This window comes from Pseudomonas sp. PDM21 (assembly GCF_014852505.2).
Classification (GTDB): domain Bacteria; phylum Pseudomonadota; class Gammaproteobacteria; order Pseudomonadales; family Pseudomonadaceae; genus Pseudomonas.
The window spans coordinates 5,343,166-5,369,481 of sequence record NZ_CM181223.1; the positions used below are offsets into that span (position 1 = coordinate 5,343,166).

Here is a 26,316-nt window from a genome sequence, read left to right on the forward strand (position 1 = left end):
CCAAACAAATATGCAAAACAACAAGACCGGCCCCACACCGGCAGCAAGACCCGTGCGCCGCAACGACGGCAAGCACAGGAGAGGTCACCCAAACCGCACGCCGGCCCGCATGACGTGGTCCGGCCGACAGAACGCAAACGCTTTAGGAGAAACCCGATGATCCCAGTAATCCTTTCCGGTGGTAGCGGCTCGCGACTCTGGCCTCTTTCGCGCAAACAGTATCCCAAGCAGTTCCTGGCCCTGACCGGCGAACACACCCTGTTCCAACAGACCCTGGAGCGCCTGGTGTTCGAAGGCATGGAGCCGCCGGTGGTGGTGAGCAACCAGGAACACCGTTTCATCGTCCAGGAACAGCTCGAAGCGCTGAGCCTGAAGACCCAGTCGATCCTGCTCGAACCCTTTGGCCGCAACACCGCCCCGGCGGTCGCCATCGCCGCCATGAAGCTCATGTCCGAAGGCCGTGACGAACTGCTGCTGATCCTCCCGGCCGACCACGTGATCGAAGACCAGCGCGCCTTCCAGCGCGCCCTGGCACTGGCCACCAACGCCGCCGAAAAGGGCGAGATGGTGCTCTTCGGCATCCCCGCCGACCGCCCGGAAACCGGCTACGGCTACATCAAGTCCGGTGACGAGCGCGGCCTGCCGGATGGCGTCATCCGCGTCGAGCGCTTCGTCGAGAAACCCGATGAAGCACGCGCCCAGCAGTTCGTCGAGGAAGGCGGCTACTTCTGGAACAGCGGCATGTTCCTGTTCCGCGCCAGCCGCTTCCTGGAAGAACTGAAGAAGCACGACGCCGACATCTACGACACCTGCCTGCTGGCCCTGGAGCGTAGCCAGCACGACGGTGAGCTGATCAACATCGACGCCGCCACCTTCGAGTGCTGCCCGGACAACTCCATCGACTACGCCGTGATGGAAAAGACCCGCCGCGCCTGCGTGGTGCCCCTGGCCGCCGGCTGGAACGACGTGGGCAGCTGGTCCTCGATCTGGGAAGTCCACGAAAAGGACGCCGACGGCAACGTCACCATGGGTGACGTGGTGGTGCACGACAGCCACAACTGCCTGGTGCACGGCAACGGCAAGCTGGTCTCTGTGGTCGGCCTGGAGGACATCGTGGTGGTCGAAACCAAGGACGCCATGATGATCGCCCACAAGGACCGCGTGCAGGACGTCAAGAAGGTGGTCAACCAGCTCGACGCCGCTGGCCGCAGCGAGACCCAGAACCACTGCCAGGTCTACCGTCCGTGGGGCTCCTACGACTCGGTGGACATGGGCGGCCGTTTCCAGGTCAAGCACATCACCGTCAAGCCGGGCGCTCGCCTGTCGCTGCAGATGCACCACCATCGCGCCGAGCACTGGATCGTCGTCTCCGGCACCGCCCAGGTGACCTGTGACGACAATACCTTCCTCCTCACCGAGAACCAGTCCACCTACATCCCGATCGCCTCGGTCCACCGCCTGGCCAACCCAGGCAAGATTCCGCTGGAGATCATCGAAGTGCAATCGGGCAGCTATCTGGGCGAAGACGACATCGAGCGTCTGGAAGACGTCTACGGCCGTACCACCGAGAACGTGGAGCTGCGCGCGGTCGTGCGCTGATTCCACGCGAGGATCCGGCGCTTCCCCCCATCAGCGCCAATGCCCCCGCACCTTTCGGTGCGGGGGCTTTTTTATGGTCGCCTGCCGAGGTACCTGCGTAGGGCGGATAACCCGGAACGGGTTATCCGCCGATGCCCTGACGGCGGATAACGCTGACGCGTTGTCCGCCCCACGGTCTGTTCGCGAGTAAGCTCCCCGCGCTACATCAACCCGCCCCACCCCGCCGCCTGCTAAGGTAATGCCCGATACCCTGCGCGGAGCGCTCCATGCTGTACGGCATCCTGCTGATCGTCACCTGGATCATCCTGCTGATCCGCTACCCCTCCCGTGCCCTGCCGATCTCCGGCGCCGGGCTGGTCGGGCTGGCCTCGGTGATCGCCATCGCCATCTGGCAGGACAACAGCGACGCCCGCCAACTCCAGCACCTGGAACTGCGCATCACTTACCAGCCCGACCAGTGCCAGCCCGGCCGCCCATTGGCCGTCAGCCTGAAGAACGGCGCCTCCCGACCTCTGCTGGAACTGCGCTGGAAAGTCGCCGCCTACCGTCCCGGCGATACCACCGACCTCGCCGAAAACCTTTACGAAGCCCCGCGTTACCGCGGCCCCGGCGCGCTGCTCGCCGGCGACAGCTGGAGCGACTGCCTGCCGCTGCCGCCGGTGCGCCCCGGCTACCGCGCCAGCACCCTGGAATTCCGCGCTGAACGGGTGAGCGGCCGTTTCGGCAACTGATTCACCTGCCCCGCACAATCCGGTACGGTAGTCCGCGCTCATAGCCCAAAGGACTGCCAGACCATGCCCCAACCCGTCGCCCTCATCACCGGTTGCTCCAGCGGTATCGGCCGCGCCCTCGCCGATGCCTTCCAGGCCGCCGGCTACCAGGTCTGGGCCACCGCCCGCCGCGATGAAGACGTCGCCGCCCTCGGCCAGGCGGGATTGCGTGGCGTGCTGCTGGACGTCAACGACGAGCCCGCCGTCGAGCGTCTCGCCGAGCTGCTGCAGCGCGAAGCCGGCGGCCTCGATGTGCTGATCAACAACGCCGGCTACGGCGCCATGGGCCCGCTGCTGGACGGCGGCAGCCAGGCGATCCGCCGTCAGTTCGAAACCAACGTGTTCGCCGTGGTCGGCGTCACCCGCGCGCTGTTCCCCGCGCTGCGCGCGCGGCGCGGGCTGGTGGTGAACATCGGCAGCGTGTCCGGAGTGCTGGTCACGCCCTTCGCCGGTGCCTACTGCGCATCGAAAGCGGCGGTGCACGCGCTCAACGACGCTTTGCGCCTGGAACTGGCGCCCTTCGGCATCGGGGTGATGGAGGTGCAGCCCGGCGCCATCGCCTCCAACTTCGGCGCCAACGCCAGCCGCGAGATGGCCGCGGTGGTCAGCGAAGACTCCGCCTGGTGGCCGTTGCGTAAATTCATCCAGGCGCGCGCCGCGGCCTCCCAGGACAAACCCACGCCGGCCAGCGACTTCGCCCGCGAACTGCTGGCCGCCGCGCAGAAATCCCCGCGTCCGCGCCTGCTGCGCATCGGCAACGGCAGCCGGGCCCTGCCGCTGCTCTCGCGCTGGCTGCCCACCGGCCTGCTGGACAAGGTGCTGAAGAAGCGCTTCGGCCTCGACGGGCAACTCTGATGACCTACCAGGTCCGCTACCTCGCTCTCGCCGGCATCCTCGCCGCCTTCTTCCTCAACGTGGTGGCACGCGGCCTGCTACGGGTCGGCGGTGTTCCGGCGACCTTGCTGGTCGCCGCGGTAATCGCCGCCGCCATGGCCTTCTGGTTCGCCCGCCGGCACGAGCGGCTGGCGGAAACCGGCGAGCGCTGGCGGCTGACTGCGCTGTACGGCGGTGGGCTGGCAGTGCTCTACGCCATCCTTGTCGGAATGGCCGCGTGGAAGAACACCCCGAGCCCGGCAGCGCTGCTGATCTACGCGCTGAACTACCTGTGCTACCCGCTGTGCGTCTGGTGGTTCTTCCGCCCCGGCGTGCTCGTGCGCTTCCTGCCAAGCGGCTCACGCTGACGGGTATTCACGCTTTCTTCACCTGCTTTTCATCCGGGCACAACCGGACCCCACCTAAGGTGACGCGGACCTTAGAGGAGTCCCCATGTCCCTGCCTTCGATTTTCCGTGGCGCCATCGCTGCCGCCCTCCTGACCTTCGGCCCGCTTGCCCTGGCCGCTGGCGAGACGCCGACCGACTGGGCCAAGCCGGTGGACAAATCGTTCAACCTTTACCAGATGTCGCCGACCCTCTACCGCAGCGCCCTGCCCGGCAGCGCCAACCTGCCCGAGTTGCAGCGCCTGCAGGTGAAGACTGTGGTGAGCTTCATCAAGGACGACGACCGCGAATGGATCGACCAGCACGACATGCAGGCAATGAGCTTCCCGACCCACGCCGACCGCGTCGATGATGCCGACGTGCTGAAGGTCCTGCGCCTCCTGCAGCAGGCCGAACAGAACGGCCCGGTGCTGATGCACTGCAAGCACGGGCGCGACCGCACCGGCCTGTTCGCCGCGATGTACCGCACGGTGATCCAGGGCTGGAGCAAGGAAGACGCGCTCAAGGAGATGGTCCAGGGCGGCTACGGCGCCGAAGACGACATGACGGACGCTATTGCCTACGTACAGAAGGCCGACATCGGCAAGCTGCAACAGGCCCTGGCCAGCGGCGAGTGCAGCACCTCGGCCTTCGCCGGTTGCCAGCTCAAGGGCTGGCTGGCGGACACCTTCGGCGAGGACCGTCCGCCGCACCCGGCGCACTGATCGGCGTATCTGTCACACCGTCATGGCGAGAGTGCGCTAACGTGGGCGCACTCCCACCGCTTTACAGGCAAGCCATGACCACCTCCCGCTTCAGTGCCGTCACCCACACCCGCTACATCGACCACGCCGGCCTGGATGCCTTCTGCGCCGACTACGACGGTTTCCTGCTCGACCTCTGGGGCGTGCTGATCGACGGCGTCGACGTTTTCCCCGGCGCCCTCGACTGGCTTGCCCGCCGCGCCGCCGAAGGCAAGCCGGTGTGGTTTCTCAGCAATGCCTCGCGTAGCGTCCCGGAAATGGCCGACACCCTGGTGCGGCTGGGCGTCTCCCGCGAGCTGTTCGCCGGCATCACCACCTCCGGCCAGTTGGCCATCGACGCCTTCACCCATGAGCGGGAATTCCAGCGCGGCGGCATCTACACCGTCGGCGTCGGCGATGCACTGACCACCTGGCCGGCGGAGATCCGCGAGCGCTTCTGCGACGACATCCACGCCGCTTCACTGATCCTCGGCGTCGGCAGCTTTCCGCAGGATGAGCTGGAAGAGCGCTTTGCCCCGTTGCGCAGCGCCACTGACAAACCCTTCCTCTGCGCCAACCCGGACCGCGTGGTGGTGTCCGGCGGCAAGACGGTATTCGGCGCCGGTTGCCTGGCCGAAGCCTTCGCCGAGGAAGGTGGCAGCGTCCATTGGTACGGCAAACCCGATCCGTCGGCCTTCCGCATCGCCCAGCGGCAACTGGAAGCGCGCGGCGCGAAGCACATCCTGTTCGTCGGCGATTCGCTGGTGACCGACGTGCCCGGCGCACTGGCCGCGCGTATCGATACCCTGTGGCTGGCGTCCACCGGTATCCATCGCCAGGCGCTGGGCGTGGCCTTCAACGGCGAACTGGACCCGGAAAAAACCAACGCACTGCTCGATGGCTACCCAGTTCGTCCGCACTTTGCCGCGCCGGGGCTGGTCTGAGTTCAGGACACCCTTCTGAGCCCGACCGCCGATGAACGAGCTGATCGACCTGCTGCAATGGCCAGCCATGCTGGTTACCGTCCTCGCCGCCTGGCTGGTCGGCTCGCGTGCGCGCAAACGGCGAGAGATCGGTTTCTGGGTCTTTCTCGCCAGCAATGCGCTGTGGATCGCCTGGGGCATTCCGGCCAAGGCCTACGCGCTGGTGCTGCTGCAGTTGTGCCTGGCGGCGATGAACATTCGCGGCAGCTACAAGAACCGCCAGCGCGGTGACGCCTGACGGATTGCCGCGAAGACTCCGATAGGCCCTTGGGAAGTCGCCCGCTGTTCGCCGGCCGGCGCCATTGCTCGAATGCCCTACCACATTCAAGGCAGAGCACCCATGGCGTCTCCCGTAAAACTCCTCCAGGGCATTCGCCCCATCACCCACAAAGGCGCGCTGCGCGATGCGCTGGCCGGCGTCTCGCTGGCGGCGATGGACATCCCCCAGTTGCTCGGATACGCACGCATCGCCGGCATGCCGGCAGTCACCGGGCTCTACACCGCGCTGCTGCCGCTGCTGGCCTTCGCCTTCTTCGGCGCCTCACGGCATCTGGTGGTGGCGGCGGATTCGGCCACCGCCACCATCTTCTCCAGCCAGTTGTCCGGCATGGCCAGCCTCGGCAGCCCGGAGTACGTCTCCCTCGCCGGCACCGTGGCGCTGCTCACGGCCGTGCTGCTGTTGATTGCACGCCTGCTGCGGCTGGGCTTCCTCGCCGACTTTCTGTCGCGCACAGCGCTGACCGGTTTCCTCGCGGGTGTTGGCGTGCAGGTCGCACTGGCGATGTCCGGCGATCTGCTGGGTCTTGCGGTCGACGCTCGCACCTCGGTGGGCAAACTGCTTTACATGCTCGGTCACCTGCCGCAGGTCCACGTGCTGACCGCCACGCTGGCGCTGTCGTTGCTGCTGGTACTGTTCGCCGCCAGGCGCTGGGCACCGCGTCTGCCCGTTCCGCTGCTGGTGCTGGTCGGCTGCATCGCCGCCAGTGCCCTGTTCGACTTCGCCGGAAAAGGAATCCAGGTGCTCGGCCCGGTGGCCGGCGGTCTGCCATCGCTGACTCTGCCCCGGCTTGGCTGGCAGGACATCGTCGCCCTGCTGCCGACCGCCGGCGCCTGTTTCGTCATGATCATCGCCCAGAGCTCCGCGGCCAGCCGCATCTACGCCGACCGCCACCATGAGCACGATGACCAGAACGCCAATATCCTCGGCCTGTCGACGGCCAACGCGGCGGCGGCCTTCAGCGGCGCCTTCGTGGTCAACGGCAGCCCGACCCAGACCGCCATGGCCGAGCAGGCCGGCGCGCGCAGCCAGTTCGCCCAGCTGGCATTCGTCCTGGTGGTGGCGCTGGTGCTGCTGTTCCTCTGCCAGTGGCTGCAGTACCTGCCGCACTGCGTGTTGGCGGCGGTGGTGTTCGCCATCGCCATCGGGCTAGTGGACGTAAAGACCCTGCGGGCCATGCGCCAGGAAAGCCCGATGGAGTTCCGCATGGCGCTGGCCACCACCCTCACCGTGCTGCTGGTGGGCGTGGAGCAGGGCATCCTGCTGGCCATGGCTCTCTCGCTGCTGCACCACGTTCGCCATAGTTACCGTCCGCACACCCTGATGCTGGCGCCGGACGCCGGCGGCCGCTGGCAGCCCCTGGCCGTGCAGCCGGGCCGGGAGACGGCGCCGGGGCTGATCGTGTTTCGTTTCGGCGCCGACCTGTTCTATGCCAACGACACATTCTTCGCCAGCCAGGTAGCGCAGCTGGCCAGCCAGGCGCCAGCCGGGCTGCGCTGGTTCGTGGTGGATGCTGGCGCCATCACCAGCCTGGACTACTCCGCTGCGCGCACCTTGCTGGAGCTGTATCGCAACCTTTCGCAGCAGGGTGTGCAATTGCTGTTCGGGCGGGTCAATAGCTACCTGCGCGCGGACATGGCCAGGCACGCCATCGATCAGGTCGTCGAGTCTCGCTATCTGCTGCCGACACTGCATGAAGCTCTGGCACTCACTGGCGTTGCACCGCAGGAAGAATCCACAGGCCCACGCTGAGGCCACCTCGGGAAATGAAAACGGGAGCCGCAGCTCCCGTTCTTTATTCACCCGCTCCGATCACTGCGCCGTCGCAGCCGCGCCGTCGGAGTGTTCCGCGTTGCGGCTCTGCGGGTTGACGATCACGGTAGCGGTGATGCCTGCCGCCAGCAGCACGCCTTCCGGCACGTCGTCGATATGGATGCGCACCGGCACGCGCTGGGCCAGGCGTACCCAGTTGAAGGTCGGATTGACGTCGGCCACCAGCTCGCGGCTTTCCGGGTTGTCGCGGTCGTAGATGGCGCGGGCGATGCTTTCGACATGGCCCTTCAGGCGCTCGCCGCTCATCAGTTGCAGCTCGGCCGGGTCACCGACGCGGATGTGCGGCAGCTTGGTCTCTTCGAAGTAGCCGTAGATCCAGTAGGAGTTCTCGTCGACCACGGCCATCTTCGCCTCGCCCACGCGGGCGTAGTCGCCACGGTGCACGTTGAGGTTGGTCACGTAGCCGTCCACCGAGGCGCGCACCTGGGTGCGTTCCAGGTTCAGCTTGGCCGCGTCCAGCGCGGCCAGAGCCTGCTGGTAGTCGGCCTCGGAGGCGGCTGCGGTGTTGCTGGCGTCGTCCAGGCTCTCGCGGGAGACGACTTCCTCGTCCATGGCGCGGCGGCGTTTGGCGTTGAGCAGGCGCATCTGCAGGGTGGCCTTGCGCGAGTCGACCAGGGCCTGGGCCTGCTTCACGGCGATCTGGTAGTGGTCCGGGTCGATCTGCATCAGCAGGTCGCCCTTCTTCACCTGCTGGTTGTCGCGCACCGGCACGTCGACCACCACGCCGGAGACGTCGGCAGCGACGTTGATGATGTCGGCGCGCACCCGGCCGTCGCGGGTCCAGGGCGTATCCATGTAGTTCACCCAGAGGGCGCGGCCGATCAACGCGGCGACCGCCAGGATGATCAGGGTCGCCAGCAGGCTGATGATGGATTTGAGAGTCATGGGTGCACGCTCGTTACTTGTAGATAGTGAGAGACAGGCCGCCGAACAGGCAGGCGAACAGGCACACGCGGAACAGCGCCGGGTGCCAGGTGAAGCGGTACAGGCCGATGGAGGCGAAGATGCGGTCGATGCCCCAGCAGATCACCGCGGCAACGAGGAACATCAGGGTCAGGGTCGGCATGTAGACCCCGTGGAACGCAATCTCGCGGGGCAGGTCAGGCAACATGGGTCGATCTTCCAGAAGAGGTTTCGCCATCGCGCAGCGGCGACTGCGCATCGAGCAGGCTGCTGCGGATGAAGTGCAGGTAGCTGAGCACGCGGCGCAGCGGCGAGCTTTCGAAGTCCGGGGCGCGAGGCTCGTCGGTGGTCTTGACGCAGTCGATGGCCTGCTCCACCGCGGCCAGGGCGCGCTCGCGGTTGGCCTGCCCGGGTTTGACGAACAGGCGGATCAGCGCGCGCCCCATGGCGCGGATCGACTGCCGCCAGGGCGACGATTGCGCGTAGCAGGGCTCGTTCGGCAGGTTCTCCTGCTCGACGCGCAACTCGATGATCGAATGGCCGATCTCCAGCACCACGAAGGTCCAGCGCAGCAGGCGGCGTTGCATCTGCGGGCTGCGCGCGGCGACGCCGTAAGCCTGGTTGAGCAGGTCGCGGGTGCCGCTCTCGAAGGACGAGACCAGGCCGTCGAGCTTGCCGCTGATGGCTTCCACCACGCGCAGGCGCAGGTCCTTTTCCAGGCGACGCCACAGCCAGGCGCTGGTGGGCGGCATGATCACCGCGGCGACCACGGCCGCGAGGCTCTGCGAGATCACCAGGGCGATGTACTCGTTGAGCATACGGCCCGGATCGTAGACGGTGAGGTTTGCCGGAATTGCGCCGAAGCTGAAGAACACCAGCAGGCCCAGGCCGTAGCCGGCGTACTTGGGCTTGATCGAGAAGAACGCGCCCACCGCGAACACCGGCGCCAGGGCGAAGGCCAGCAGGGGGAAGCCGTCCAGGTGCGGGAACACGAAGAAGGTTTCCGAGAAGCCGAGGATGGCGGCGAAGAAGGTGCCCACGGCCATCTGCATGGCCATCTTCGCCGGGTCCGGCGCGGCCGATACGAGAGCGGCGACGGCGGCGGCGTTGAGCACGAAGGTGCTGCCACTGGGCCAGGCGGTCTCGATCCAGAAGATGCCGAACACCAGCACCATCAACGCGGTGCGCCCGCCGGCCACCAGCGAGGCGACCAGGTTGGCCTTGGGCGAGAAGCCGTGCTTCCAGTTCTCCCGCTCGTGCTTGTGCGCGGCCAGGGAAGCGTGGGTCAGGGCGTAGTTGTAGAGATCGTCGGCCAGGCGGTAGAGCAGTTCGCCGGCGGTGTTGTAGTCCAGCAGCGCGGACGGATCGTCCTGTTCATCCAACAGTTGCGCACGACCGGAGCGTATGCGTTGCATCATCCGCGTGCGGTGGCTTTCCAGCTGGGCGGCGAGGCGTTCGGCGTCGCGGTCGGTGACCGACTGGCCACGCCACGGAGCGAGCACCTGGGCGAGTTCGTCCAGGCACGGCTGCAGCGCACGCAACACGGCCTCGGCTTCCTGCGCGCGCAGGCGCGAAAGCAACTGGTGCAGCGCGTGGTAGCGGGTGGTGAGGACCATGAACTCGTTGTTCAGCCGCGACAGGCGGCCGGAGCGCAGGCGCATGTGCGGGTCTTCGAAACGGGTAACGCTGCGCAGCGCTTCCAGACCAACGGCCTGGGCGGCGAAGGCCACGTTGGCGGCCTCGAACTTCGGCCGCTCGCCGCCGCCGAGGTTGTCCAGGACGAATCCGGCGAAAGCGCCGAAACGCTGGTACAGCGCACTGCGCATGGCGGTGCTGGAGGTCTGCGGGAACAGCGTGGCGCTGACCACCATGGAACAGAGGATGCCGAGGCTGATTTCCAGCACACGCCAGATGGCCGACATGAAGGCAGCTTCCGGGTGCAGGGTGGCTGGCAGGCCGATCAGCGTGGCGGTGTAGCCGGCGAGGACACAGGCGTAGGAGCGAAAGTCTCGGTAGCGCGCAGCGCCGACGGTGCACAGGCCGATCCACAGCGCCGAGACGAGCAGGAACAGCTCACGCTGCTGGGCGAAGATGGCGATCAGCGCGACCATCACGGTCAGCCCGACCAGGCTGCCGAGAATCCGGTAGAAGCTCTTGGCGAACACCTGGCCGCTCTGCGGCTGCATGACGATGAACACGGTGATGGTCGCCGTGCTCGGCTGCGGCAGTTCCAGGCGCATCGCCAGCCACAGGGTCAGCAGCGCGGCGAGCAGCACCTTGGCGATGTACACCCAGGTGACGCCGTCACTGCGGCCCCACTCCAGCAGCGCGCGACGCAGGGCGTCCAGCGGCGCCAGCTGGCGGGTGGCGGTGCTGCCGTTGAAGGAGTCGCCGGCCATCTCAGCGCTCGCTGGCCGCGCGGACGTCGACGGTCTCGGGGACCATCTTCGCCTCTTTCGGGCCTTCCTGCTTGTCCATCAGACCGCCGCCCAGGGCGACGACGAGGCCGGCATGGGTAGCCAGGCGCGCGGCGCGCACCTGCTGCTCCACCAACTGCTGCTGGAACAGCCGGGTCTGCGCGTTGAGCACGTTGAGGTAGTCGGTCAGGCCGCCACGATAGGCCTTGGTGGCGATGTCGTAGGTGCGCTGGGCCGAGGCCACGGACTTGGCGGCGAAACCTTCCTGCAGCTCCATGGAGTGCATGCGGATCAGTTGGTCGGAGATGCCCTTGAGGGCATTGACCAGGGTCTGGTTGTACTGCGCCACGGCGGCGTCGTAGCCGGCGGATTCCTGGCTCAGCTGCGAACGGCGGCGGCCCCCGTCGAAGATCGGCAGGGAGATGGCCGGGCCGACGCCGTAGGTGAATTTCTCGGCGTTGAGGAACTCCAGCACGCCGCCACCGACGGCGCTGTAGCCGATGCTCGCGACCAGGTCGACGTTGGGGTAGAACTCGGCGCGGGCGACATCCACACCCTTGGCTTGCGCGGCGACTTTCCAGCGGCTGGCGACCACGTCCGGGCGGTGGCCGAGCAATTCCATCGGCAGCTTGCTGGGCAGCCCCGGCCCTTCGGCGAGCTTCAGGCTCGGCCGCTGGATCGAGGCACCGGCGCCGGGGCCCTTGCCGGCCAGGGCAGCGATCTGGTTACGGGTAAGCTGGATTTCCTCGTCCACCGCCTCGATCTTGCGTTCGGTTTCCGGCAGCGGGACTTCCGCCTGGCTGACTTCGAAGTGCGTGCCGATGCCACCGTCGAGGCGGCGCTGGGCCAGGGCCAGGATGCCCTGCTGCTGCGCCAGCATGGCCTTGCCGATGTCCAGCTTGGCGTACTGCAGCGACAGCTGGATGTAGGCGCGGACGATATTGCCCTCCAGCTCCAGCTGGGCCATGCGCGCCTCGGCGGCAGTCATCTTGGCGATGTTCACGTAGCGCTCGGTGTTGCTGCGCTCGCGGCCCCAGAGGTCCAGCGAATAATTGAAGCCCAGGGCGGCGTTGTTGTTGAACGTGGTGCTGTCGGCCAGGTCGCCCGGACCGTAGAAGTAGTCGGTCGGCCAGCGGTGGCGGGTCAGCGAGGCGTCCACGCCGATCTGCGGCGACTCGGCGGACTCGGCTATGCCGGCCATGGCCATGGCCATGCGCACCCGCGCCTCGGCCTGGGCCAGGGTCGGGCTGCCCTCCAGCGCGGTCTGCACCCAGGCATTCAACTGCGGATCGCCATAGGCGCGCCACCACTGCTCGGCCGGCCAGCCAGCTTCCTGGTTGGCGTGCGCGATGGCGGCGTCGGTGGCCAGCTCGGTGTCGCCCAGGCGTTGTTCCTGCGGGGCGATGCCGTTGGTGCTGATACATCCGGCGATTGTTGAAAAAATGACAAAGGAGCCGACGAACGTCAGTCCTTTCATGAGGTGACGCGACACGGTGGAGGTCCTGGAAGTGGTCTAGCTTTTCAGCGTGGGGCTTTTAAGCGTGGAGATGCCGGCAAAGCCAATGGCGGCGATTGGATTCTAGGGATGGGGAAGGGAACGGATAAGCCGGCTGATTTGTGATTGTTTATTACCGATAATGAAACAATGTGTGTCGCCATCCATGTGACAATAGGCCGCCCCCGCTCTGCTCCGCGCATTGCCACCCATCAAGGACATGCCGCCGGCGACGACGTATCGCTTCACTGGCGTCGCCACCCGGGACAGACGCCCCACTGACGAGGCCCTAATGGACACACTGCAGACCATGCGTGCGTTCGCCTGCGTTGCGGAAACCGGCAGTTTCACCGCCGCCGCGCAGCAGCTGAACACCACCACCGCCTACGTATCCCGCGCGGTCGCCAATCTGGAGTCCCACCTGCGGACCCGCCTGCTCAACCGCACTACCCGGCGGATCGCCCTCACCGAGGCCGGCCAGCGCTACCTGCTGCGCTGCGAGCAGATTCTCGCCTACGTCGAGGAAGCCGAAGCCGAGGCCAGCGACGCCCATGCCCGCCCCGCCGGCCGCCTGCGCGTACACTCGATGACCGGCATCGGCCAGCACTACGTGATCCGCGCCATCGCCAACTACCGCCAGTTGCACCCGGACGTGACCTTCGAGCTGACCATGGCCAACCGCGTGCCGGACCTGCTCGACGAAGGTTTCGACGTGGCCATCGTAGTCGCCTCCGAACTGCCCGACTCGGGCCTGGTATCCCAGCGCATCGGCGAGACCTACAGCATCCTCTGCGCCTCGCCCGACTACCTGGCCCGGCGCGGCACGCCGAAAACCCCGACGGAGCTGATGGACCACGATTGCCTGCGCCTGATCAGCCCGGTGCTGCCGCTGGACAAGTGGCTGTTCGACGGCCCCAACGGCCAGGAAATGATCACCCTCGGCCCCTCGCCCTTCCAGGTGAACGTCGGCGACGCCATGACCGAGGCCATCGGCTCGGGCATGGGTATCAGCGCCCTGCCCGTCTACTCGGCCATCGACGGCCTGCGCGACGGCTCGCTGGTGCGCGTGCTGCCGCACTACAAACTGCAGATCCTCAACGTCTACGCGCTGTATCCGTCTCGCCAGTACCTGGACGCAAAGATCAAGACCTGGGTCGCGTACCTGCGAGAAAATCTCCCCGGTGTGCTCCAGGCCGATGGCGCCGGGCTCGCCGATGTGGGACCCTGACCACCCTTTTCGTCGTGTTTCGCGGGCAAGCTCACTGTGTAACTCCTTACCCCGGTGTTCAGTGAGCTTGCCCGCGAACCCATCTTCTTCCCCGCCGCACACCACCCCACGTTCGATAATCGCCCGGCGCGCACGCAGGCCTTGCGCCGCTCTGGCTCGGCAATGGTAGGGTTAAGCCCCCTCCGCCTCCCTGCCGTCCGAGAGCCATGAAAAAGAATGTGTTCGTCTTCAGCCGCCTTGCCGCGGAACACCTCGACCGCCTGCGCAGCCAGTTCAACGTTACCGTGCTCGACCCCAAGCAGGGCGATGTCGAAGCGCAGCTGGCCGCCGCCCTGCCGACCACCCACGGCATGATCGGCGTCGGCCGCCCGCTGAGCGAGAAGCAACTGGCCCAGGCCACCCAGTTGGAGGTCATCTCCAGCGTTTCGGTCGGCTACGACAACTACGACCTGAACTACCTGAACCAGCGCGGCATCCCGCTGACCAATACCCCGGACGTGCTGACCGAAACCACCGCCGACCTGGGCTTCGCCCTGATCATGGCTGCCGCCCGGCGCACCGCCGAGCTGGATGCCTGGACCAGGGCCGGGCAGTGGAAGCGCACCGTGGATGCCCAGCACTTCGGCGTCGACGTGCACGGCAAGAAGCTCGGCATCCTCGGCCTGGGCCGCATCGGCGCGGCCATCGCCCGTCGCGGCCACTTCGGCTTCAACATGGACATCCTCTACCACGGCAACAGCCGCAAGCCGGAGCTGGAACAGGAGTTCGGCGCGCGCTTCTGCGGCTTCGAGGAACTGCTGGGCGAGGCGGATTTCGTCTGTGTGGTGGTGCCGCTGTCGGACAAGACCCGCAAGCTGATCGGCAAGCGCGAGCTGGAGCTGATGAAGCCCACCGGCATCCTGGTGAATATCGCCCGCGGCCAGGTGATCGACGAAGCCGCGCTGGTGGAAGCGCTGCAGGAGAAGCGCATCCTCGCCGCCGGCCTGGACGTCTACGAGAAGGAACCGCTGGCCGAGTCGCCGCTGTTCGCCCTGCCCAACGCCGTGACCCTGCCGCACATCGGCTCGGCCACCCACGAAACCCGCCAGGCCATGGCCGAGTGCGCGCTGGACAACTTCGAAGCCGCCCTGCGCGGCGAGCGGCCAAAGAACCTGGTCAACCCGCAGACCTGGAAAGCCTGACGCACTTTTCTTTGGGCGCATAACCCGGAACAGGTTATCCGCCGGCATCTCGGCGGCGGATAACGCTGGCGCGTTATTCGCCCTACATAGCTGCGGGGCGGTTCGCGAGCAAACTCGCTCCCACAAGGACCTTCACGCCCGCGCCGGCTGCAACACCGGCCTGGGCTTGCGGAACACCAGCACGTTGCCCACCATCACCAGCCCAAGCCCGGCCAGCGCTGGCAGGCTCCACTGGTAGCCCTCGGCGAAGGCCGAGACGTTCAGCGCCACCACCGGGAACAGCACGGTGCAGTAGGCAGCGCGCTCCGGCCCCATGCGCCCGACCAGCGTCAGGTAGGCGGTGAAGCCGATCACCGAGCCGGGGATCGCCAGGTACAGCAGCGACCAGACGTACTGCGGGCTGCTGTCGAAAGTCAGTGGCACACCCTGCACCAGACAGATCACCAGCAGGATCAGCGAGCCATAGAGCATGCCCCAGGCGTTGGTCGACAGCGGCCGCAGCCCGGCTTTCTGTTGCAGGCTCGACAGCAGGTTACCCGCCGAGAAACACAGCGTGCCGAGCAGCGCCAACCCCAGGCCGTAGAAGGTTTCCCGCGAGGCCTGATGCCCGGACAGCTCCGGCCAGAACAGCAGCGCCAACCCCGCCAGACCGAATGCGCCGCCGCCCAGGACGTTGGGTGCAATTCGCTGGCCGAAGAAAACCCGTGCATTCAGCGCGTTCCACAGCGTCGCGGTGGAGAACACCACGGCGACCAGCCCGCTGGGGATCCACTGGCTGGCGGTGTAGAAGCATAGGAAGTTCACGCAGAACAGGCACAGTCCCTGGGCGAAGCAGATCGCCTGCCCACGCCGTCCCAGCGGCTGCAACCGGCGCGAAACCAGCAGCAGGGCGAACAGCACCAGCGCCGCCAGGCTGAAGCGATAGGCGATGGACAGCGGAATGGCGACCACGCCGACCTGCAACTTGATGGCGATCCAGGTCGTGCCCCAGATGAGCACGGTGAGCAGGTAGAGCGAGAGGTTCATGGCGGTCTCCGGAAATCCTACGCAAACAGTCTCCCGCCCGCCCCCGGCGCCGGCTTGCAGATTCTTGCGCTTATTGCGACAACCGGGCTGGCAAGGCGCGCCCGCGCGGGTAGAGTGAAGGCAACAGAGGAACACCCATGTCAGCCATTTCGCAGCTCGAAGTCTTTCAGTCGATGAACGCCTCGCCCAACGCCCGCCTGGAGCGTTGCGCGGAGCTGGGCGACGGGCTGTCCGCGGCGATCTGGAGCAACAGCCACGACGCCCGCGACTACCACGCGCCGAGCCACCACACACTGTCCTGCTACCTGAACGACGGCACCGGCACCTTCCGCCGTGGCGCCCCCGGCACCACCGGCGCGCCGGACAAGCTCTGCGTGATGCCAGCCGGCGCCGAGTCGGCCTGGATCGTCAACGGCGACATTCGCCTGGCGCACCTCTACATCGGCCAGGAACAGTTCTCCCTCGGCTGCATCCGCCTGCTCGACCGCGAGCCGCGCGAACTGCAGCTGCACGAACGCACCTTCCTCGACGACCCGCAGCAGGCCGCGCGCTTCCGCCAACTGGTGAAGCTCGACTGGCACGAGCCCGGTGAACGTATCCGCACCAGCACACTGGCCCATGACCTGATCGACCACCTGCTGCTGAACCAGGTGGGTATGCGCGAAGGCCTGAAGCTCAAGGGCGGACTGGCGCCGACCATGCGCCGGCGCGTGGCCGACTACATCGAGCAGCGCCTCGACCAGCCGCTGTCGCTGGGCGAGCTGGCGATGCAGACAGCGCTGTCGGAATACCACTTCGCGCGGATGTTCCGCGAAAGCTTCGGCATGCCGCCGCACCAGTACGTACTAGCCCGCCGCGTGGCACTGGCGCAGCGCCTGCTGCGCGACACCCGCCAGCCGCTGAGCCAGGTTGCCCTGGCCTGCGGGTTCTCCAGCGCCAGCCACTTCGCCAACCGCTTCAGGTCAGTGGTAGGCGGGACGCCGGGGGAATACCGGCAGGCGTTCGAGGAGTAGCCAGAGCTGGGGCATTTCTTCGCAGGAACGAGCTAGCTCGCGACTCGCATCACCGCATTCTGCCGCCCGCCTCAGCGAGCTCTTTGTAGGATGGGTGGAGCTTGCGATACCCATGCTGTCCTGCGCGTCGCCATCGATAGGTATCGCTGCGCTCCACGCCATCCTACGTTCGTGCTTCGCCGTGATGTCGATGTGGATGGAAACCCCGATCTTGGATCAGGGCCACTCCGACAAAAGCACAGGCGCGGCGCCGGGATGGTTCGCGAGCAAGGACCGAACGACTCCTACCGGAGCCTCAGCCCAGCACCGCCAGCACGCCACCGATCACCGGCATCGCCGCCGCTGTCGGCAACGCCCAGCGCGGCCGCCAGGCCAGCAGCAGGACCAGCACAGTACAGGCAATCATCAGCAGGCACGCCCAGTAGACGATGCCCAGTTCGATGCCGATGCGGTGAATCGAGAACGCCAGCGCCAGCGCACCATCCACCAGCGCAGCGACTCGCAGCAGACGCACCCGCGACGGCGAGGGCGCGCTGCCGAACAGATCGCGATGATGACGGGACAGCGACAGACAGGCCGCCGCCAGCGCCAGCAGGTTGAGACCGAACACCAGCAGCATCAGGCATACTCCTCGTTACGGACGCGACGGGCGCGAGCCGGCTCGGCACGCTCCTGTCCCAGGCGCCAGCCGAAGAATACGCAGAGACCGCCGATCAGCAGCAAGCCGAGATCGATACCGACCATCATCCAGTCGCCATTGGCGACATGCGTCGTCACCCGGCCCGGCTCGGGGCCGAACAAGCTCAGCACCGGCAGCAGCAGCGCCAGTGCCGCCAGCGCGATGAACTGCTCGCGAGCCATGGCACGGCTGCCACGACGCAACAGCGCGTGGGCCAGCGCCAGCAGCCAGATGACCACGAAGGCCGTGGCTTCCCAGCGGGTGCGCTGGAGCAGGTCGGCCGGCAGCAGGCGCGACGCCGCCAGCAGACCGAGGGAAGCAATCGGCAGACCGCCGCAGACCGCGCCGTTGAGTGTTCGCACCAGCGCCACGCCACGGTGGCCGCGCGTTTCACGCTTGCTGACCCAGACCTGCAGGCCGCCGAACACCATCACGCAACCCACCAGGCCGAGGACGAAATACATCACCCGCAGCAGGTCGTTGCCGAACTGCGCCATGTGCAGGCCGGTCAGCCAGGCGTAGGTCTTGTAACCCGGCCTGTAGGGCTTCTGCAGGTGGATCAGCGCCCCCGTACCGGAATCGAAGGACACGGTGCGCTGGTCGTTGACCATGCTCTTGTCCACCGCCCTGCGGATCTGCACCATCGCCGCGGCATCGCCGGGGTTCTCGATGTTGATCCAGCCCACCTGACTGTCGTCTCCCCAGGCCTCGCGCGCCTTGAGGATCATGTTGTCGATGGATTTGGTCGCCTTGGCCGGCTTGCCCAGCGCCTCGCGCTCGAAGGCGCCCTGCACGTCATGGAAGAAGTGCTCCATGTCGTTCTTGTAGGCCACCTTGATGCCGGCGGTCATGTAGAACGTGATGAAGATTGCCAGGCCGGTGTAGGCCATCAGCAGGTGGAACGGCAGGCCAAGGACGCCCAGCACGTTGTGCGCGTCCAGCCAGGCCCGCTGCTTGGCCGCCTGCGGGCGCAGGGTGAAGAAATCCTTGAAGATGCGTCGGTGGACGATCACCCCGCTGACCAGCGCCACCAGCATGAACACGCCGGCCACGCCGACCACGTAAAGGCCGAGGATGCCGCCGTGGAGTTCGTAATGCAGTTCGAGGAAGAAGTTGCCACCGACGGTCTTGGGCAGCACCTCGCCGCTCTGGGCATCCACCAGGAAGGACTGGAACTCGCTGAAGTCCGCCGGCTCCCAGCCCGCCGTCCAGTAGGGCATGCGCTCGGTGGGCGGGTGCATCCAGTAGCCGTGGGCCTTGGGCGCACGCTCAACGATCAGCTCGCGCACCTGGTCGGCGCCCACCTTGACCCGCTCCAGCTTGTGCAACTGCGGGGTCATCCAGCGGGTGAGCTCCTTGTCGAACACCGCGACGGTGCCGGAGAACAGCACGACGAAGAGAATCCAGCTGACCAGAAGCCCGGCCCAGGTGTGCAGGCCGGACATCGATTGACGCAGGCTCATGGACGCACTCCGTAGCCGCTCGGCAGGAAGGCCGCGACGCCAAGCACGACACTCACTGCCACCGGGATCCAGACCGCACGCCAAGGGCTCTTCGCGCCGAAGGCGTAGATGATCGCCGCGACCCAGACGATGAAGCAGGCGAGGCTCGACAGCGAGACGCGGTCCGGCCGTGACATCGGCAGGTAGACGCTGAGAAACGCAGTCGCCGTGTAGGCCAGCGCATAGCCGCCGACCACGGCACTCAGGATGCGGGCCACAAGGGCGCCGGCTTGGGTCGCGCTCATGCGTCGGCTCTCGGTTGGATCTGGCGCGGGGAAACGCACATCGAGTTGAGTCCTGCGAGGCGGCCCGGGCATCGCCCAGGCACGCGATTGAAAAGCGGAATTATATGATATTAATTCTCAATTAAAAGAACTCAGCAACGCCGTTTGTGAGTATCTGTGTCGTAAATTCGCTGAACGGCATAGGTAGCGCTCACATCCATGGCGCGCAGCAAGCTGTTCATCATCAGGTCCGCCTCGGCCGTAACCCGCGGGGGCGGTTGCTCCTCGAGGATGCGGGAAGCGCCGGAGGTCAGTTCGACGGCAGCCACTACATTGCCCTTGCCGAACAGGTATTCGTAGATCAACAGGTAGTCCGTACCAGGCCTGTCCTTGAATTCGGCGATGCGCCGCAGCACGTTGATCGACCCCAGTATCCAGTCGCGGCTTTCGGTGAACTCCAGCACGCCAAGGCTCCAGGTCTGGCTTGTCTCGTCGTAGTGGTTCCAGGCCGGCGAGCGCAGATGCTGGCTCCAGCCCGCCACCCAGGCCGCCGCAGTAGTGCCCTGCCCCAATTCGCACAGTTCGCCCCAGGTCAGGCCGCCTCGTCGATGATGATTGCCGTCCAGCCACTGTTCGAGATCCCTGAAGCAGGCGGCGGAACCCGCCTCCCGGGAGAGAAAGTCCTCGAGTCTGGAACGACTGATGGAAACCTTCAGGTACAGCTGGCACGGCTCGGCCATAGAGTGTCCTCTTCTTCTGATCCAACGATTCACCTCGCATCACTTGTCGCGAGCCTGAGGTGCTGAATCGATAATCCTAGAGGCTTGGCCTGTGAGCGGTTCGCCCTACCTTTTCGACCGTGAGGTGGTATTTTTCAGATCGCGTTGTACAGCTGTTCAACTTTCCGCAGGCTTTTCAGTCGGCTCAGGGCTTATTGTCCTTCCCTCCCCTTTTTCTGACGGTTCCAGGAGAGGGAAACGCACTGGATTCACGTGAAGAAAACGAAAAGCCGGTCATTTCTGAGCTTGTTTTCTGTCAGCGCCCGCGCGCCTGCCCCATGGCCCGTTCCAACCCCTCGTAAATGCGCGGCGACAGGCACTGGGCGACGTTGAAGCGCAGGTAGCCGGCGGCACTCTGGCTCAGGCTGAAGACATTGCCGGGCGCCAGCACCAGATTGTCCGCCAACGCCGCCCGCGAGACTTCGGCGGCATCCAGCCCACCGGGCAGGCAGGCCCAGACGAACACCCCGCCACGCGGCTCCAGCCAGGGCTGGATATCCAGCGCGCGCAGGCGCAGCAGCGTCTCGCCCATGGCGTCCGCCAGACGCCCGCGCAGGCTGTCCAGGTGGCGGCGATAGCTGCCCTTGCGCAGCAGTTCGTAGAGCATCTCCGCGCTGAACGGGCTGTTGCCGAAGCTGGTGGCCAGCTTCAGATCCACCAGGCGCTCACACCATTCGGGCCTGGTGGCAATGTAGCCACAGCGCACCGAAGCCGACAGCGTCTTGGAAAAGCTGCCGACCTGGATCACCCGCTCCAGCCCGTCGAAGGCCGACAGGCGCGGCGCGCTCTCGTGTTCGAAGTCACCGAAGATGTCGTCCTCGACGATCAGCAGGTCATGGGCCTCGGCGAGCTTCAGCAGGCGATGGGCAACCAGCGGCGAGAGCACTGCGCCGGTGGGGTTATGGAAGGCCGAATTGGTGATGTACAGCCGCGGCCGGTGCTGCTCCAGCAGGGTTGCCATGGCGGCGACGTCCGGCCCGGTCGGCGTGTAGGGCACACCCACAACCTGCACGCGGTGCGCACGCAGCAGCGCCTGGAAGTTGAAGTAGCCGGGGTCGTCCACCAGCACGCAGTCGCCCGGCTCCAGCAGGAAGCGACAGACCAGGTCGATCGCCTGAGTACCGTTGTCGGTAAGTACCACCTGTTGCGGGCCGACCGGCACGCCGTAGTCCGCCAGCCGGCGTGCGAGCTGTTCGCGCAGACCGATGTGGCCATAGGGGCGACCGTATTCCAGCAGGCTCGATTGTGGCGCGCGGGCAATCTGCCGCAGCGCGCGGCGCAACTCTTCCTCCGGCAGCCAGGACGGCGGCAGCCAGCCGCAGCCGGGCTTGAGCGAAGTATCCGCGGCTTCCAGCGACTGCCGGGATATCCACAGCGGATCGATGCTGCGGTCCAGCGCCGGGCCGACATCCGCCAGCGACAGCGGCGGCGCATGACCGGCGACATAGAAGCCGGAGCCCCGGCGTGCGGCGATCACTCCGTCGGCGGCCAGCCGGTCATAGGCTTCCACGACGGTGGTCTTGGACACTTCCAGCTGCTCGGCCAACTGGCGAATCGACGGCAACCGTTCACCGGGCACCAGCGCCCGCGCAGCCAGTCGTTCGCGCACGTGGTGCATCACCGAATCGACCCGTGTGCTCCTTGGTCTGCCCATGCTGCCCTCGCCTGCGACCGGATAAGGTGTACCGATATAATTTACGGACAGTTTGCTCAAATTGTACCTTCCTGTCACTGGCCGTCCGGCGGCTCCACGCGCAATCTGCAAGCTCGCTCTCGTACCGGATGCCCACCATGAACAACACCCACACCCTGACCACGAACAGCCACCTCGGTGGCTGGCTCAGTGGCTTCCTCGGCGTACTCATCTTCAGTGGCTCGCTGCCGGCGACGCGGGTAGCAGTGGCCGACTTCGACCCGACCTTTCTCACCCTGGCCCGCGCCAGCATCGCCGGCCTGCTGGCGGCGGCAATCCTCATCGTGCTGCGGCAGAAGCTGCCGGCGCGCAGGGACCTGATCCCCCTGCTGGTGGTCGCCGGTGGCGTGGTGGTGGGCTTCCCGCTGCTCACCGCGCTGGCGCTCAAGCACGTCAACTCGGCCCACGCCATCGTCTTCGTCGGCCTGCTGCCGCTGGCCACCGCGCTGTTCGGCGTGGTCCGCGCCGGCGAACAGCCGCGTCCGGCGTTCTGGATCTGCTCGCTGCTGGGCAGCACCGTCGTCGCCGGCTTCGCCCTGTCGCAGAGCGGTGCGGGCAACTTCACCGGCGACCTGCTGATGCTCGCCGCCGTGGCGGTCTGCGGCCTGGGCTACGCCGAAGGCGGGCGCATCGCACGCCACCTGGGCAGTTGGCAGGTAATCTGCTGGGTGCTGGTGCTGTCCCTGCCGCTGATGCTGCCGCTGGCGTGGTACACCCAGCCGGAAACCTTCAGCGGCGCCAGCTGGCCGGCCTGGATCAGCCTGGGCTACGTCTCGCTGTTCAGCATGCTGATCGGCTTCTTCTTCTGGTACCACGGCCTGGCCACGGGCGGCATCGCCGCGGTCGGCCAGTTGCAACTGCTGCAGCCATTCTTTGGCCTGGCGCTGGCCGGCCTTCTGCTCCACGAGCAGATCAGCCCGCTGATGGCCGGCGCCACCGTCGCTGTCGTGCTGTGCGTCGCGGGGGCAAAACGCTTCGCCCGCTGACCGCCGGCTTCCTTCCGCGTCCCGCCCGAGAAAAATCGCGGTATGATCGGGCGTTTGCGTACTCGGCTGGACTGCCGGAAGGACACTCGGATGAAGCCACCCGCCGAATCTCCACTGCCCGTCGTGGAGCGCGACGAACTCGCGCCCCGGCCACGGCTGACCCTGGGCAGCCACGTGCATAGCGGCTTCGACCTGCGCAGCGGGCGCATGCAGAACATCTCCCGGCACCGCGCCGCGCTGGCGTTCCTGTATGGGGACATGCCGGTCTCGGGCAGCGTCACGCCGCGCTCGGGCCGCGAGATCCGGGTGTTCCGCGATGACCAGATCGTCCGCGTCAGCCGTGAGCTCGAACTGGAACACGCCTGGCGCCTGGACCTTCGCGAGTTGGGCTTCAAGCCGGCGATGCGCCGTAGCGACGCGCTGGAAGACAGTGCCGGGGAAATGTTCGAACTGCCTGACGACAGTGCCTGGCAGGAGTTCATGCGCGAAGGCCTGCCGCACCTGCGCGAACAGGGTTGGGAAATCGACATCCGTCCCGAATTCGTCTTCGACCTCACGCCAGTGGAGAACTGGTACGCCGAGATCGAGGAAACCGACGACCGCCAGTGGTTCGACCTGGAGCTGGGCATCGAAGTGGAGGGCCGGCGCATCAGCCTGCTGCCAGCGCTGATCGAACTGATCCGGCGCATGCCGGCGCTGCTCGACCCGGTCGCCCTCGCCCGCCATGCCGACGATGAACAACTGGTGCTGCGCCTGGATGCCGGGCGCAACCCAGTCCACACCTGGCAGACCGCCTCCGACCGTCCGCTGCGCGTCTCGCTGCCGTTCGGCAAGCTCAAGCCAATGCTGGGCACGCTCTCCGAGTTCTACATCGGTGAACAGCCGCCGGTACGCCGACTGCGCATGGGCGCACCGGACGCTGCGCGCCTCACCGAGCTGGAAGAACTGCCGCTGACCTGGCAGGGCGGCGAGCAGCTGCGCGAGATCGCCCATCGCTTGCGCGACTACCGCGCCCAGCCGGCGCAGATCCCCGCCGGCCTCAACGCCGAGTTGCGCGGCTACCAGCACGAAGGCCTGAGCTGGATGCAGACCCTGCGCGAAGTCGACGCCAGCGGCATCCTCGCCGACGACATGGGGCTGGGCAAGACGCTGCAGTCCCTTGCCCACGTACTGCTGGAAAAGCAGGCCGGGCGCCTGACCAGCCCGGCCCTGGTGATCATGCCCACCAGCCTCATTCCCAACTGGCTGGACGAGGCCGAGCGCTTCACGCCCGACCTGCGCGTGCTCGCCCTGCATGGCGCCGGGCGGCGCAAGGCATTTGCGAAGATTGCCGAGCACGACCTGATCCTCACCACCTACGCCCTGTTGCCGCGCGATGCCGAGAAGCTCGCGCAGCACGAGTATCACCTGCTGATCCTCGACGAGGCACAGAACATCAAGAACGCCACCACCAAGGCCGCCCAGGCCGCGCGCCACCTCCGGGCGCGCCACCGGTTGTGCCTGACCGGCACGCCGCTGGAGAATCACCTGGGCGAGCTGTGGTCGCTGTTCCACTTCCTGCTGCCGGGCTGGCTGGGCGATGCGCGGCAGTTCGCCGTGGACTACCGGACCCCCATCGAACGCCATGGCGCCCAGGGCCGCCTGGCACACCTGGCCGCGCGCATCCGCCCGTTCCTGCTGCGTCGCACCAAGGAGCAGGTGGCCTCGGAACTGCCACCCAAGAGCGAGTTCATCCAGCATATCGAGCTCAGCGAGGCACAGCGAGACCTCTACGAGACCGTGCGCCTGGCGCTGGACCGCAAGGTGCGCGACGAGATCGCCCGCCGTGGCCTGGCGCGCAGCCGGATCATCATCCTCGAGGCGCTGCTCAAGCTGCGCCAGGTCTGCTGCGACATCCGCCTGGTGAACAAGGAAGCCCCGCCGCCCACCGGCAAATCCGCGCGTGCGGTGACCTCGGGCAAGCTGGTCTACCTGCTCGACATGCTCGAAGAGCTGCTCTCCGAAGGCCGCCGGGTGCTGGTGTTCTCGCAGTTCACCTCGATGCTCGCGCTGATCGGCGAGGCGCTGGCCGAGCGCAACCTGGAGTACGCCCTGCTCACCGGTGAGACCCGCGACCGCCGCGCACCGGTGAAGGATTTCCAGGAAGGCCGCGTGCCGCTGTTCCTGATCAGCCTCAAGGCCGGTGGCGTAGGCCTGAACCTCACCGCCGCCGACACCGTGATCCACTACGACCCCTGGTGGAACCCGGCCGCCGAGAACCAGGCCAGCGACCGCGCCTATCGTATCGGCCAGGACAAGCCGGTGTTCGTCTACAAGCTGATCGCCCGCGGCACGGTGGAAGAGAAGATCCAGCTGCTGCAGCGCGACAAGGCCGCCCTGGCCGCCGGCATCCTCGACGGCTCGGGCAGCGACTGGCAGCTCGACGACGCGGATATCGACGCGCTGTTCGCGCCGCTGCCGAAGGCGGTCTGACCCGCCGCGCTCCCTGTAGGAGCGAGCTTGCTCGCGAACACACCTGACTGCGAAGTACGGGCCATGCTGGCGATCACCCGCTTGGCCCGTCCCTACAATAGCTCCATGCCTCGATATCCCGTGTACGGCGCATAACGCCCGCGGCGTTATCTGCCGTCCTGGCGGATAACCGGTTCCGGGTTATTCGCCCTATGGGTGCCAGAGATCAGTCGCCGAGAAAAGACAGTTGTTCCGACATTGAAGAAGCACCTGACACCACGAAGGGGAAATCCACTACATCGCCAAGCACTGGCATGTAGGAATCTACCCCTGCACCGACGCAACGAGCCCGGACCCGGCAGAGGCAGACGCCCCGGGCACACCGGGGCCCCAGCCGGCGCAAGCAAGTCGACCCAATGACCCCGCTCGTCCCCTTACGAGACGGGGTCGTTGTTCTTGCGCCGCCTTGTCAGCGCATGCCCCAGCCATGGCTGACCAGCACCGACTGCCCGGTGAGCGCCGCCGAGGGAAAACTGGCCAGGAACAGCACCGTCTGCGCCACGTCTTCCACGGTGGTGAACTCCCCATCCACCGTCCCGCCGAGCATCACCTGCTTCACCACTGCCTCCTCGCTGATGCCCAGCTCCTTCGCCTGCTCGGGAATCTGCTTTTCCACCAGGGGCGTGCGCACGAAACCGGGGCACACCACATGGGAGCGCACGCCGTACGCCCCGCCTTCCTTGGCCAGGGTACGGGCCAAGCCGAGCAAGCCGTGCTTGGCAGTGACGTAGGCGGATTTGAGCGGCGAGGCTTCGTGGGAGTGCACCGAGCCCATGTAGATCACCACGCCGCCGCGCCCGGCCGGGTACAGGTGGCGTAGCGCTGCGCGGGTAGTGAGGAAAGCGCCGTCGAGGTGGATGGCGAGCATCTTCTTCCAGTCGGCGAAGGCATAGTCCTGCAATGGATTGACGATCTGGATGCCAGCGTTGGAGACGAGGATGTCGAGCCCGCCGAAGGTGGCGATTACTTGCTCAATGCCGCGGTCCACGGCCTGCTCGTCGGTCACGTCCATGGCCACCGCCAGCGCCTTGCCGCCGGCGGCTTCGATCTCGGCCACCACGCGCTGGGCGGCGTCCTGCTGCAGGTCGGTGATGGCCACTGCGGCACCGGCCTGCGCCAGGGTCAGGGCAATCTGTTTGCCGATGCCGCTGGCCGCACCGGTGACCACCGCGACCTTGCCGTTCAATGCGTTCATCAGAGAGCTCCCGGGGAAGTT

The 26,316-nt window shown here is 66.6% G+C and carries 24 protein-coding genes; 13 read left to right on the forward strand and 11 right to left on the reverse strand.

Annotated elements, in window-relative coordinates:
- Positions 1 to 156 precede the first annotated feature (156 nt).
- From IB275_RS24635 to IB275_RS24670, 8 genes are all read left to right on the forward strand, one after another.
- The gene (locus IB275_RS24635) at positions 157 to 1,599 is read left to right on the forward strand and encodes a mannose-1-phosphate guanylyltransferase/mannose-6-phosphate isomerase (RefSeq protein ID WP_192291916.1); all 1,443 of its coding nucleotides are present in this window, start codon (positions 157 to 159) and stop codon (positions 1,597 to 1,599) included.
- Between the two features lie 266 nt (positions 1,600 to 1,865).
- Positions 1,866 to 2,330, forward strand: coding sequence for a multidrug transporter (locus tag IB275_RS24640; protein WP_192291921.1), 465 nt, complete (start codon positions 1,866 to 1,868; stop codon positions 2,328 to 2,330).
- 63 nt (positions 2,331 to 2,393) lie between these two features.
- Entirely contained in the window at positions 2,394 to 3,224 is an 831-nt protein-coding gene (locus tag IB275_RS24645; RefSeq protein WP_192291924.1) for an SDR family oxidoreductase, read from the forward strand.
- The gene (locus tag IB275_RS24650; protein WP_192291927.1) at positions 3,224 to 3,610 is read left to right on the forward strand and encodes a hypothetical protein; all 387 of its coding nucleotides are present in this window, start codon (positions 3,224 to 3,226) and stop codon (positions 3,608 to 3,610) included. Before IB275_RS24645 ends, IB275_RS24650 begins: the two co-directional genes overlap by 1 nt.
- 85 nt (positions 3,611 to 3,695) lie before the next feature.
- Positions 3,696 to 4,352, forward strand: a complete 657-nt coding sequence (locus IB275_RS24655) for a tyrosine-protein phosphatase (protein WP_192291930.1) — start codon at positions 3,696 to 3,698, stop codon at positions 4,350 to 4,352.
- 74 nt (positions 4,353 to 4,426) lie between these two features.
- On the forward strand, positions 4,427 to 5,314 hold the full coding sequence (locus IB275_RS24660; RefSeq protein ID WP_192291933.1) for a TIGR01459 family HAD-type hydrolase: 888 nt from the start codon (positions 4,427 to 4,429) through the stop codon (positions 5,312 to 5,314).
- 31 nt (positions 5,315 to 5,345) lie between these two features.
- On the forward strand, positions 5,346 to 5,591 hold the full coding sequence (locus tag IB275_RS24665; protein WP_192291936.1) for a hypothetical protein: 246 nt from the start codon (positions 5,346 to 5,348) through the stop codon (positions 5,589 to 5,591).
- 102 nt (positions 5,592 to 5,693) lie between these two features.
- Positions 5,694 to 7,382, forward strand: coding sequence for a SulP family inorganic anion transporter (locus IB275_RS24670; RefSeq protein ID WP_192291939.1), 1,689 nt, complete (start codon positions 5,694 to 5,696; stop codon positions 7,380 to 7,382).
- Positions 7,383 to 7,442: 60 nt separating this feature from the next.
- Here IB275_RS24670 and IB275_RS24675 read toward each other — a convergent pair whose 3' ends face one another.
- From IB275_RS24675 to IB275_RS24690, 4 genes are read right to left on the reverse strand one after another with little or no spacing between them, the layout of a single operon-like run.
- On the reverse strand, positions 7,443 to 8,348 hold the full coding sequence (locus IB275_RS24675) for an efflux RND transporter periplasmic adaptor subunit (RefSeq protein ID WP_192291942.1): 906 nt from the start codon (positions 8,346 to 8,348) through the stop codon (positions 7,443 to 7,445).
- Positions 8,349 to 8,361: 13 nt separating this feature from the next.
- Positions 8,362 to 8,562, reverse strand: coding sequence for a DUF1656 domain-containing protein (locus tag IB275_RS24680; RefSeq protein ID WP_081516439.1), 201 nt, complete (start codon positions 8,560 to 8,562; stop codon positions 8,362 to 8,364).
- 1 nt (position 8,563) lies between these two features.
- Positions 8,564 to 10,765, reverse strand: a complete 2,202-nt coding sequence (locus tag IB275_RS24685) for an FUSC family protein (protein ID WP_192291946.1) — start codon at positions 10,763 to 10,765, stop codon at positions 8,564 to 8,566.
- Position 10,766: 1 nt separating this feature from the next.
- On the reverse strand, positions 10,767 to 12,260 hold the full coding sequence (locus IB275_RS24690) for an efflux transporter outer membrane subunit (protein ID WP_192291949.1): 1,494 nt from the start codon (positions 12,258 to 12,260) through the stop codon (positions 10,767 to 10,769).
- Between the two features lie 310 nt (positions 12,261 to 12,570).
- Between IB275_RS24690 and IB275_RS24695 the strand changes: the two genes are divergently transcribed.
- Together IB275_RS24695 and IB275_RS24700 are read left to right on the forward strand one after the other, a co-directional pair.
- Positions 12,571 to 13,506 carry a LysR family transcriptional regulator gene (locus IB275_RS24695; RefSeq protein WP_081516204.1) on the forward strand — a complete coding sequence of 312 codons (936 nt, stop codon included), beginning with the start codon at positions 12,571 to 12,573 and terminating at the stop codon, positions 13,504 to 13,506.
- A 206-nt stretch (positions 13,507 to 13,712) separates the two neighbouring features.
- Positions 13,713 to 14,687, forward strand: coding sequence for a 2-hydroxyacid dehydrogenase (locus IB275_RS24700; RefSeq protein WP_192291952.1), 975 nt, complete (start codon positions 13,713 to 13,715; stop codon positions 14,685 to 14,687).
- A 132-nt stretch (positions 14,688 to 14,819) separates the two neighbouring features.
- Here the strand turns inward: IB275_RS24700 and IB275_RS24705 are convergent, their stop codons facing one another.
- Positions 14,820 to 15,713 carry a DMT family transporter gene (locus IB275_RS24705; RefSeq protein ID WP_081516206.1) on the reverse strand — a complete coding sequence of 298 codons (894 nt, stop codon included), beginning with the start codon at positions 15,711 to 15,713 and terminating at the stop codon, positions 14,820 to 14,822.
- Between the two features lie 137 nt (positions 15,714 to 15,850).
- Between IB275_RS24705 and IB275_RS24710 the strand changes: the two genes are divergently transcribed.
- Positions 15,851 to 16,726, forward strand: a complete 876-nt coding sequence (locus IB275_RS24710; RefSeq protein WP_081516207.1) for a helix-turn-helix domain-containing protein — start codon at positions 15,851 to 15,853, stop codon at positions 16,724 to 16,726.
- A 295-nt stretch (positions 16,727 to 17,021) separates the two neighbouring features.
- Here the strand turns inward: IB275_RS24710 and IB275_RS24715 are convergent, their stop codons facing one another.
- From IB275_RS24715 to IB275_RS24735, 5 genes are all read right to left on the reverse strand, one after another.
- On the reverse strand, positions 17,022 to 17,345 hold the full coding sequence (locus IB275_RS24715) for a DUF3325 domain-containing protein (RefSeq protein ID WP_192291955.1): 324 nt from the start codon (positions 17,343 to 17,345) through the stop codon (positions 17,022 to 17,024).
- Positions 17,345 to 18,868, reverse strand: coding sequence for a PepSY-associated TM helix domain-containing protein (locus tag IB275_RS24720; protein WP_192291958.1), 1,524 nt, complete (start codon positions 18,866 to 18,868; stop codon positions 17,345 to 17,347). Before IB275_RS24720 ends, IB275_RS24715 begins: the two co-directional genes overlap by 1 nt.
- Positions 18,865 to 19,152, reverse strand: coding sequence for a DUF3649 domain-containing protein (locus IB275_RS24725; RefSeq protein WP_192291961.1), 288 nt, complete (start codon positions 19,150 to 19,152; stop codon positions 18,865 to 18,867). Before IB275_RS24725 ends, IB275_RS24720 begins: the two co-directional genes overlap by 4 nt.
- Positions 19,153 to 19,283: 131 nt before the next feature.
- A complete protein-coding gene (locus IB275_RS24730; protein ID WP_192291963.1) occupies positions 19,284 to 19,871 on the reverse strand; it encodes a hypothetical protein in 588 nt (195 codons plus the stop codon).
- A 295-nt stretch (positions 19,872 to 20,166) separates the two neighbouring features.
- Positions 20,167 to 21,564, reverse strand: coding sequence for an aminotransferase-like domain-containing protein (locus IB275_RS24735; protein WP_192291966.1), 1,398 nt, complete (start codon positions 21,562 to 21,564; stop codon positions 20,167 to 20,169).
- 137 nt (positions 21,565 to 21,701) lie between these two features.
- Here IB275_RS24735 and IB275_RS24740 point away from each other — a divergent pair, with 137 nt between their 5' ends.
- On the forward strand, positions 21,702 to 22,589 hold the full coding sequence (locus tag IB275_RS24740) for a DMT family transporter (protein WP_192291969.1): 888 nt from the start codon (positions 21,702 to 21,704) through the stop codon (positions 22,587 to 22,589).
- A 90-nt stretch (positions 22,590 to 22,679) separates the two neighbouring features.
- The gene (locus IB275_RS24745) at positions 22,680 to 25,061 is read left to right on the forward strand and encodes an SNF2-related protein (RefSeq protein WP_494514419.1); all 2,382 of its coding nucleotides are present in this window, start codon (positions 22,680 to 22,682) and stop codon (positions 25,059 to 25,061) included.
- 448 nt (positions 25,062 to 25,509) lie between these two features.
- Here the strand turns inward: IB275_RS24745 and IB275_RS24750 are convergent, their stop codons facing one another.
- Positions 25,510 to 26,295 carry a 3-hydroxybutyrate dehydrogenase gene (locus IB275_RS24750; RefSeq protein ID WP_192291972.1) on the reverse strand — a complete coding sequence of 262 codons (786 nt, stop codon included), beginning with the start codon at positions 26,293 to 26,295 and terminating at the stop codon, positions 25,510 to 25,512.
- Between the last annotated feature and the right edge of the window lie 21 nt (positions 26,296 to 26,316).

Excerpts from the sequence above, each read along its gene's own strand:
- IB275_RS24655 (WP_192291930.1), top strand. The coding sequence starts at position 3,696 with ATGTCCCTGCCTTCGATTTTCCGTGGCGCCATCGCTGCCGCCCTCCTG.
- IB275_RS24725 (WP_192291961.1), bottom strand. The coding sequence starts at position 19,152 with ATGAGCGCGACCCAAGCCGGCGCCCTTGTGGCCCGCATCCTGAGTGCC.
- IB275_RS24640 (WP_192291921.1), top strand. The coding sequence starts at position 1,866 with ATGCTGTACGGCATCCTGCTGATCGTCACCTGGATCATCCTGCTGATC.
- IB275_RS24675 (WP_192291942.1), bottom strand. The coding sequence starts at position 8,348 with ATGACTCTCAAATCCATCATCAGCCTGCTGGCGACCCTGATCATCCTG.
- IB275_RS24735 (WP_192291966.1), bottom strand. The coding sequence starts at position 21,564 with ATGGGCAGACCAAGGAGCACACGGGTCGATTCGGTGATGCACCACGTG.
- IB275_RS24705 (WP_081516206.1), bottom strand. The coding sequence starts at position 15,713 with ATGAACCTCTCGCTCTACCTGCTCACCGTGCTCATCTGGGGCACGACC.
- IB275_RS24700 (WP_192291952.1), top strand. The coding sequence starts at position 13,713 with ATGAAAAAGAATGTGTTCGTCTTCAGCCGCCTTGCCGCGGAACACCTC.
- IB275_RS24740 (WP_192291969.1), top strand. The coding sequence starts at position 21,702 with ATGAACAACACCCACACCCTGACCACGAACAGCCACCTCGGTGGCTGG.
- IB275_RS24665 (WP_192291936.1), top strand. The coding sequence starts at position 5,346 with ATGAACGAGCTGATCGACCTGCTGCAATGGCCAGCCATGCTGGTTACC.
- IB275_RS24690 (WP_192291949.1), bottom strand. The coding sequence starts at position 12,260 with ATGAAAGGACTGACGTTCGTCGGCTCCTTTGTCATTTTTTCAACAATC.
- IB275_RS24645 (WP_192291924.1), top strand. The coding sequence starts at position 2,394 with ATGCCCCAACCCGTCGCCCTCATCACCGGTTGCTCCAGCGGTATCGGC.
- IB275_RS24695 (WP_081516204.1), top strand. The coding sequence starts at position 12,571 with ATGGACACACTGCAGACCATGCGTGCGTTCGCCTGCGTTGCGGAAACC.
- IB275_RS24715 (WP_192291955.1), bottom strand. The coding sequence starts at position 17,345 with ATGCTGCTGGTGTTCGGTCTCAACCTGCTGGCGCTGGCGGCGGCCTGT.
- IB275_RS24745 (WP_494514419.1), top strand. The coding sequence starts at position 22,680 with ATGAAGCCACCCGCCGAATCTCCACTGCCCGTCGTGGAGCGCGACGAA.
- IB275_RS24635 (WP_192291916.1), top strand. The coding sequence starts at position 157 with ATGATCCCAGTAATCCTTTCCGGTGGTAGCGGCTCGCGACTCTGGCCT.
- IB275_RS24730 (WP_192291963.1), bottom strand. The coding sequence starts at position 19,871 with ATGGCCGAGCCGTGCCAGCTGTACCTGAAGGTTTCCATCAGTCGTTCC.
- IB275_RS24650 (WP_192291927.1), top strand. The coding sequence starts at position 3,224 with ATGACCTACCAGGTCCGCTACCTCGCTCTCGCCGGCATCCTCGCCGCC.
- IB275_RS24710 (WP_081516207.1), top strand. The coding sequence starts at position 15,851 with ATGTCAGCCATTTCGCAGCTCGAAGTCTTTCAGTCGATGAACGCCTCG.
- IB275_RS24685 (WP_192291946.1), bottom strand. The coding sequence starts at position 10,765 with ATGGCCGGCGACTCCTTCAACGGCAGCACCGCCACCCGCCAGCTGGCG.
- IB275_RS24670 (WP_192291939.1), top strand. The coding sequence starts at position 5,694 with ATGGCGTCTCCCGTAAAACTCCTCCAGGGCATTCGCCCCATCACCCAC.
- IB275_RS24750 (WP_192291972.1), bottom strand. The coding sequence starts at position 26,295 with ATGAACGCATTGAACGGCAAGGTCGCGGTGGTCACCGGTGCGGCCAGC.
- IB275_RS24720 (WP_192291958.1), bottom strand. The coding sequence starts at position 18,868 with ATGAGCCTGCGTCAATCGATGTCCGGCCTGCACACCTGGGCCGGGCTT.
- IB275_RS24660 (WP_192291933.1), top strand. The coding sequence starts at position 4,427 with ATGACCACCTCCCGCTTCAGTGCCGTCACCCACACCCGCTACATCGAC.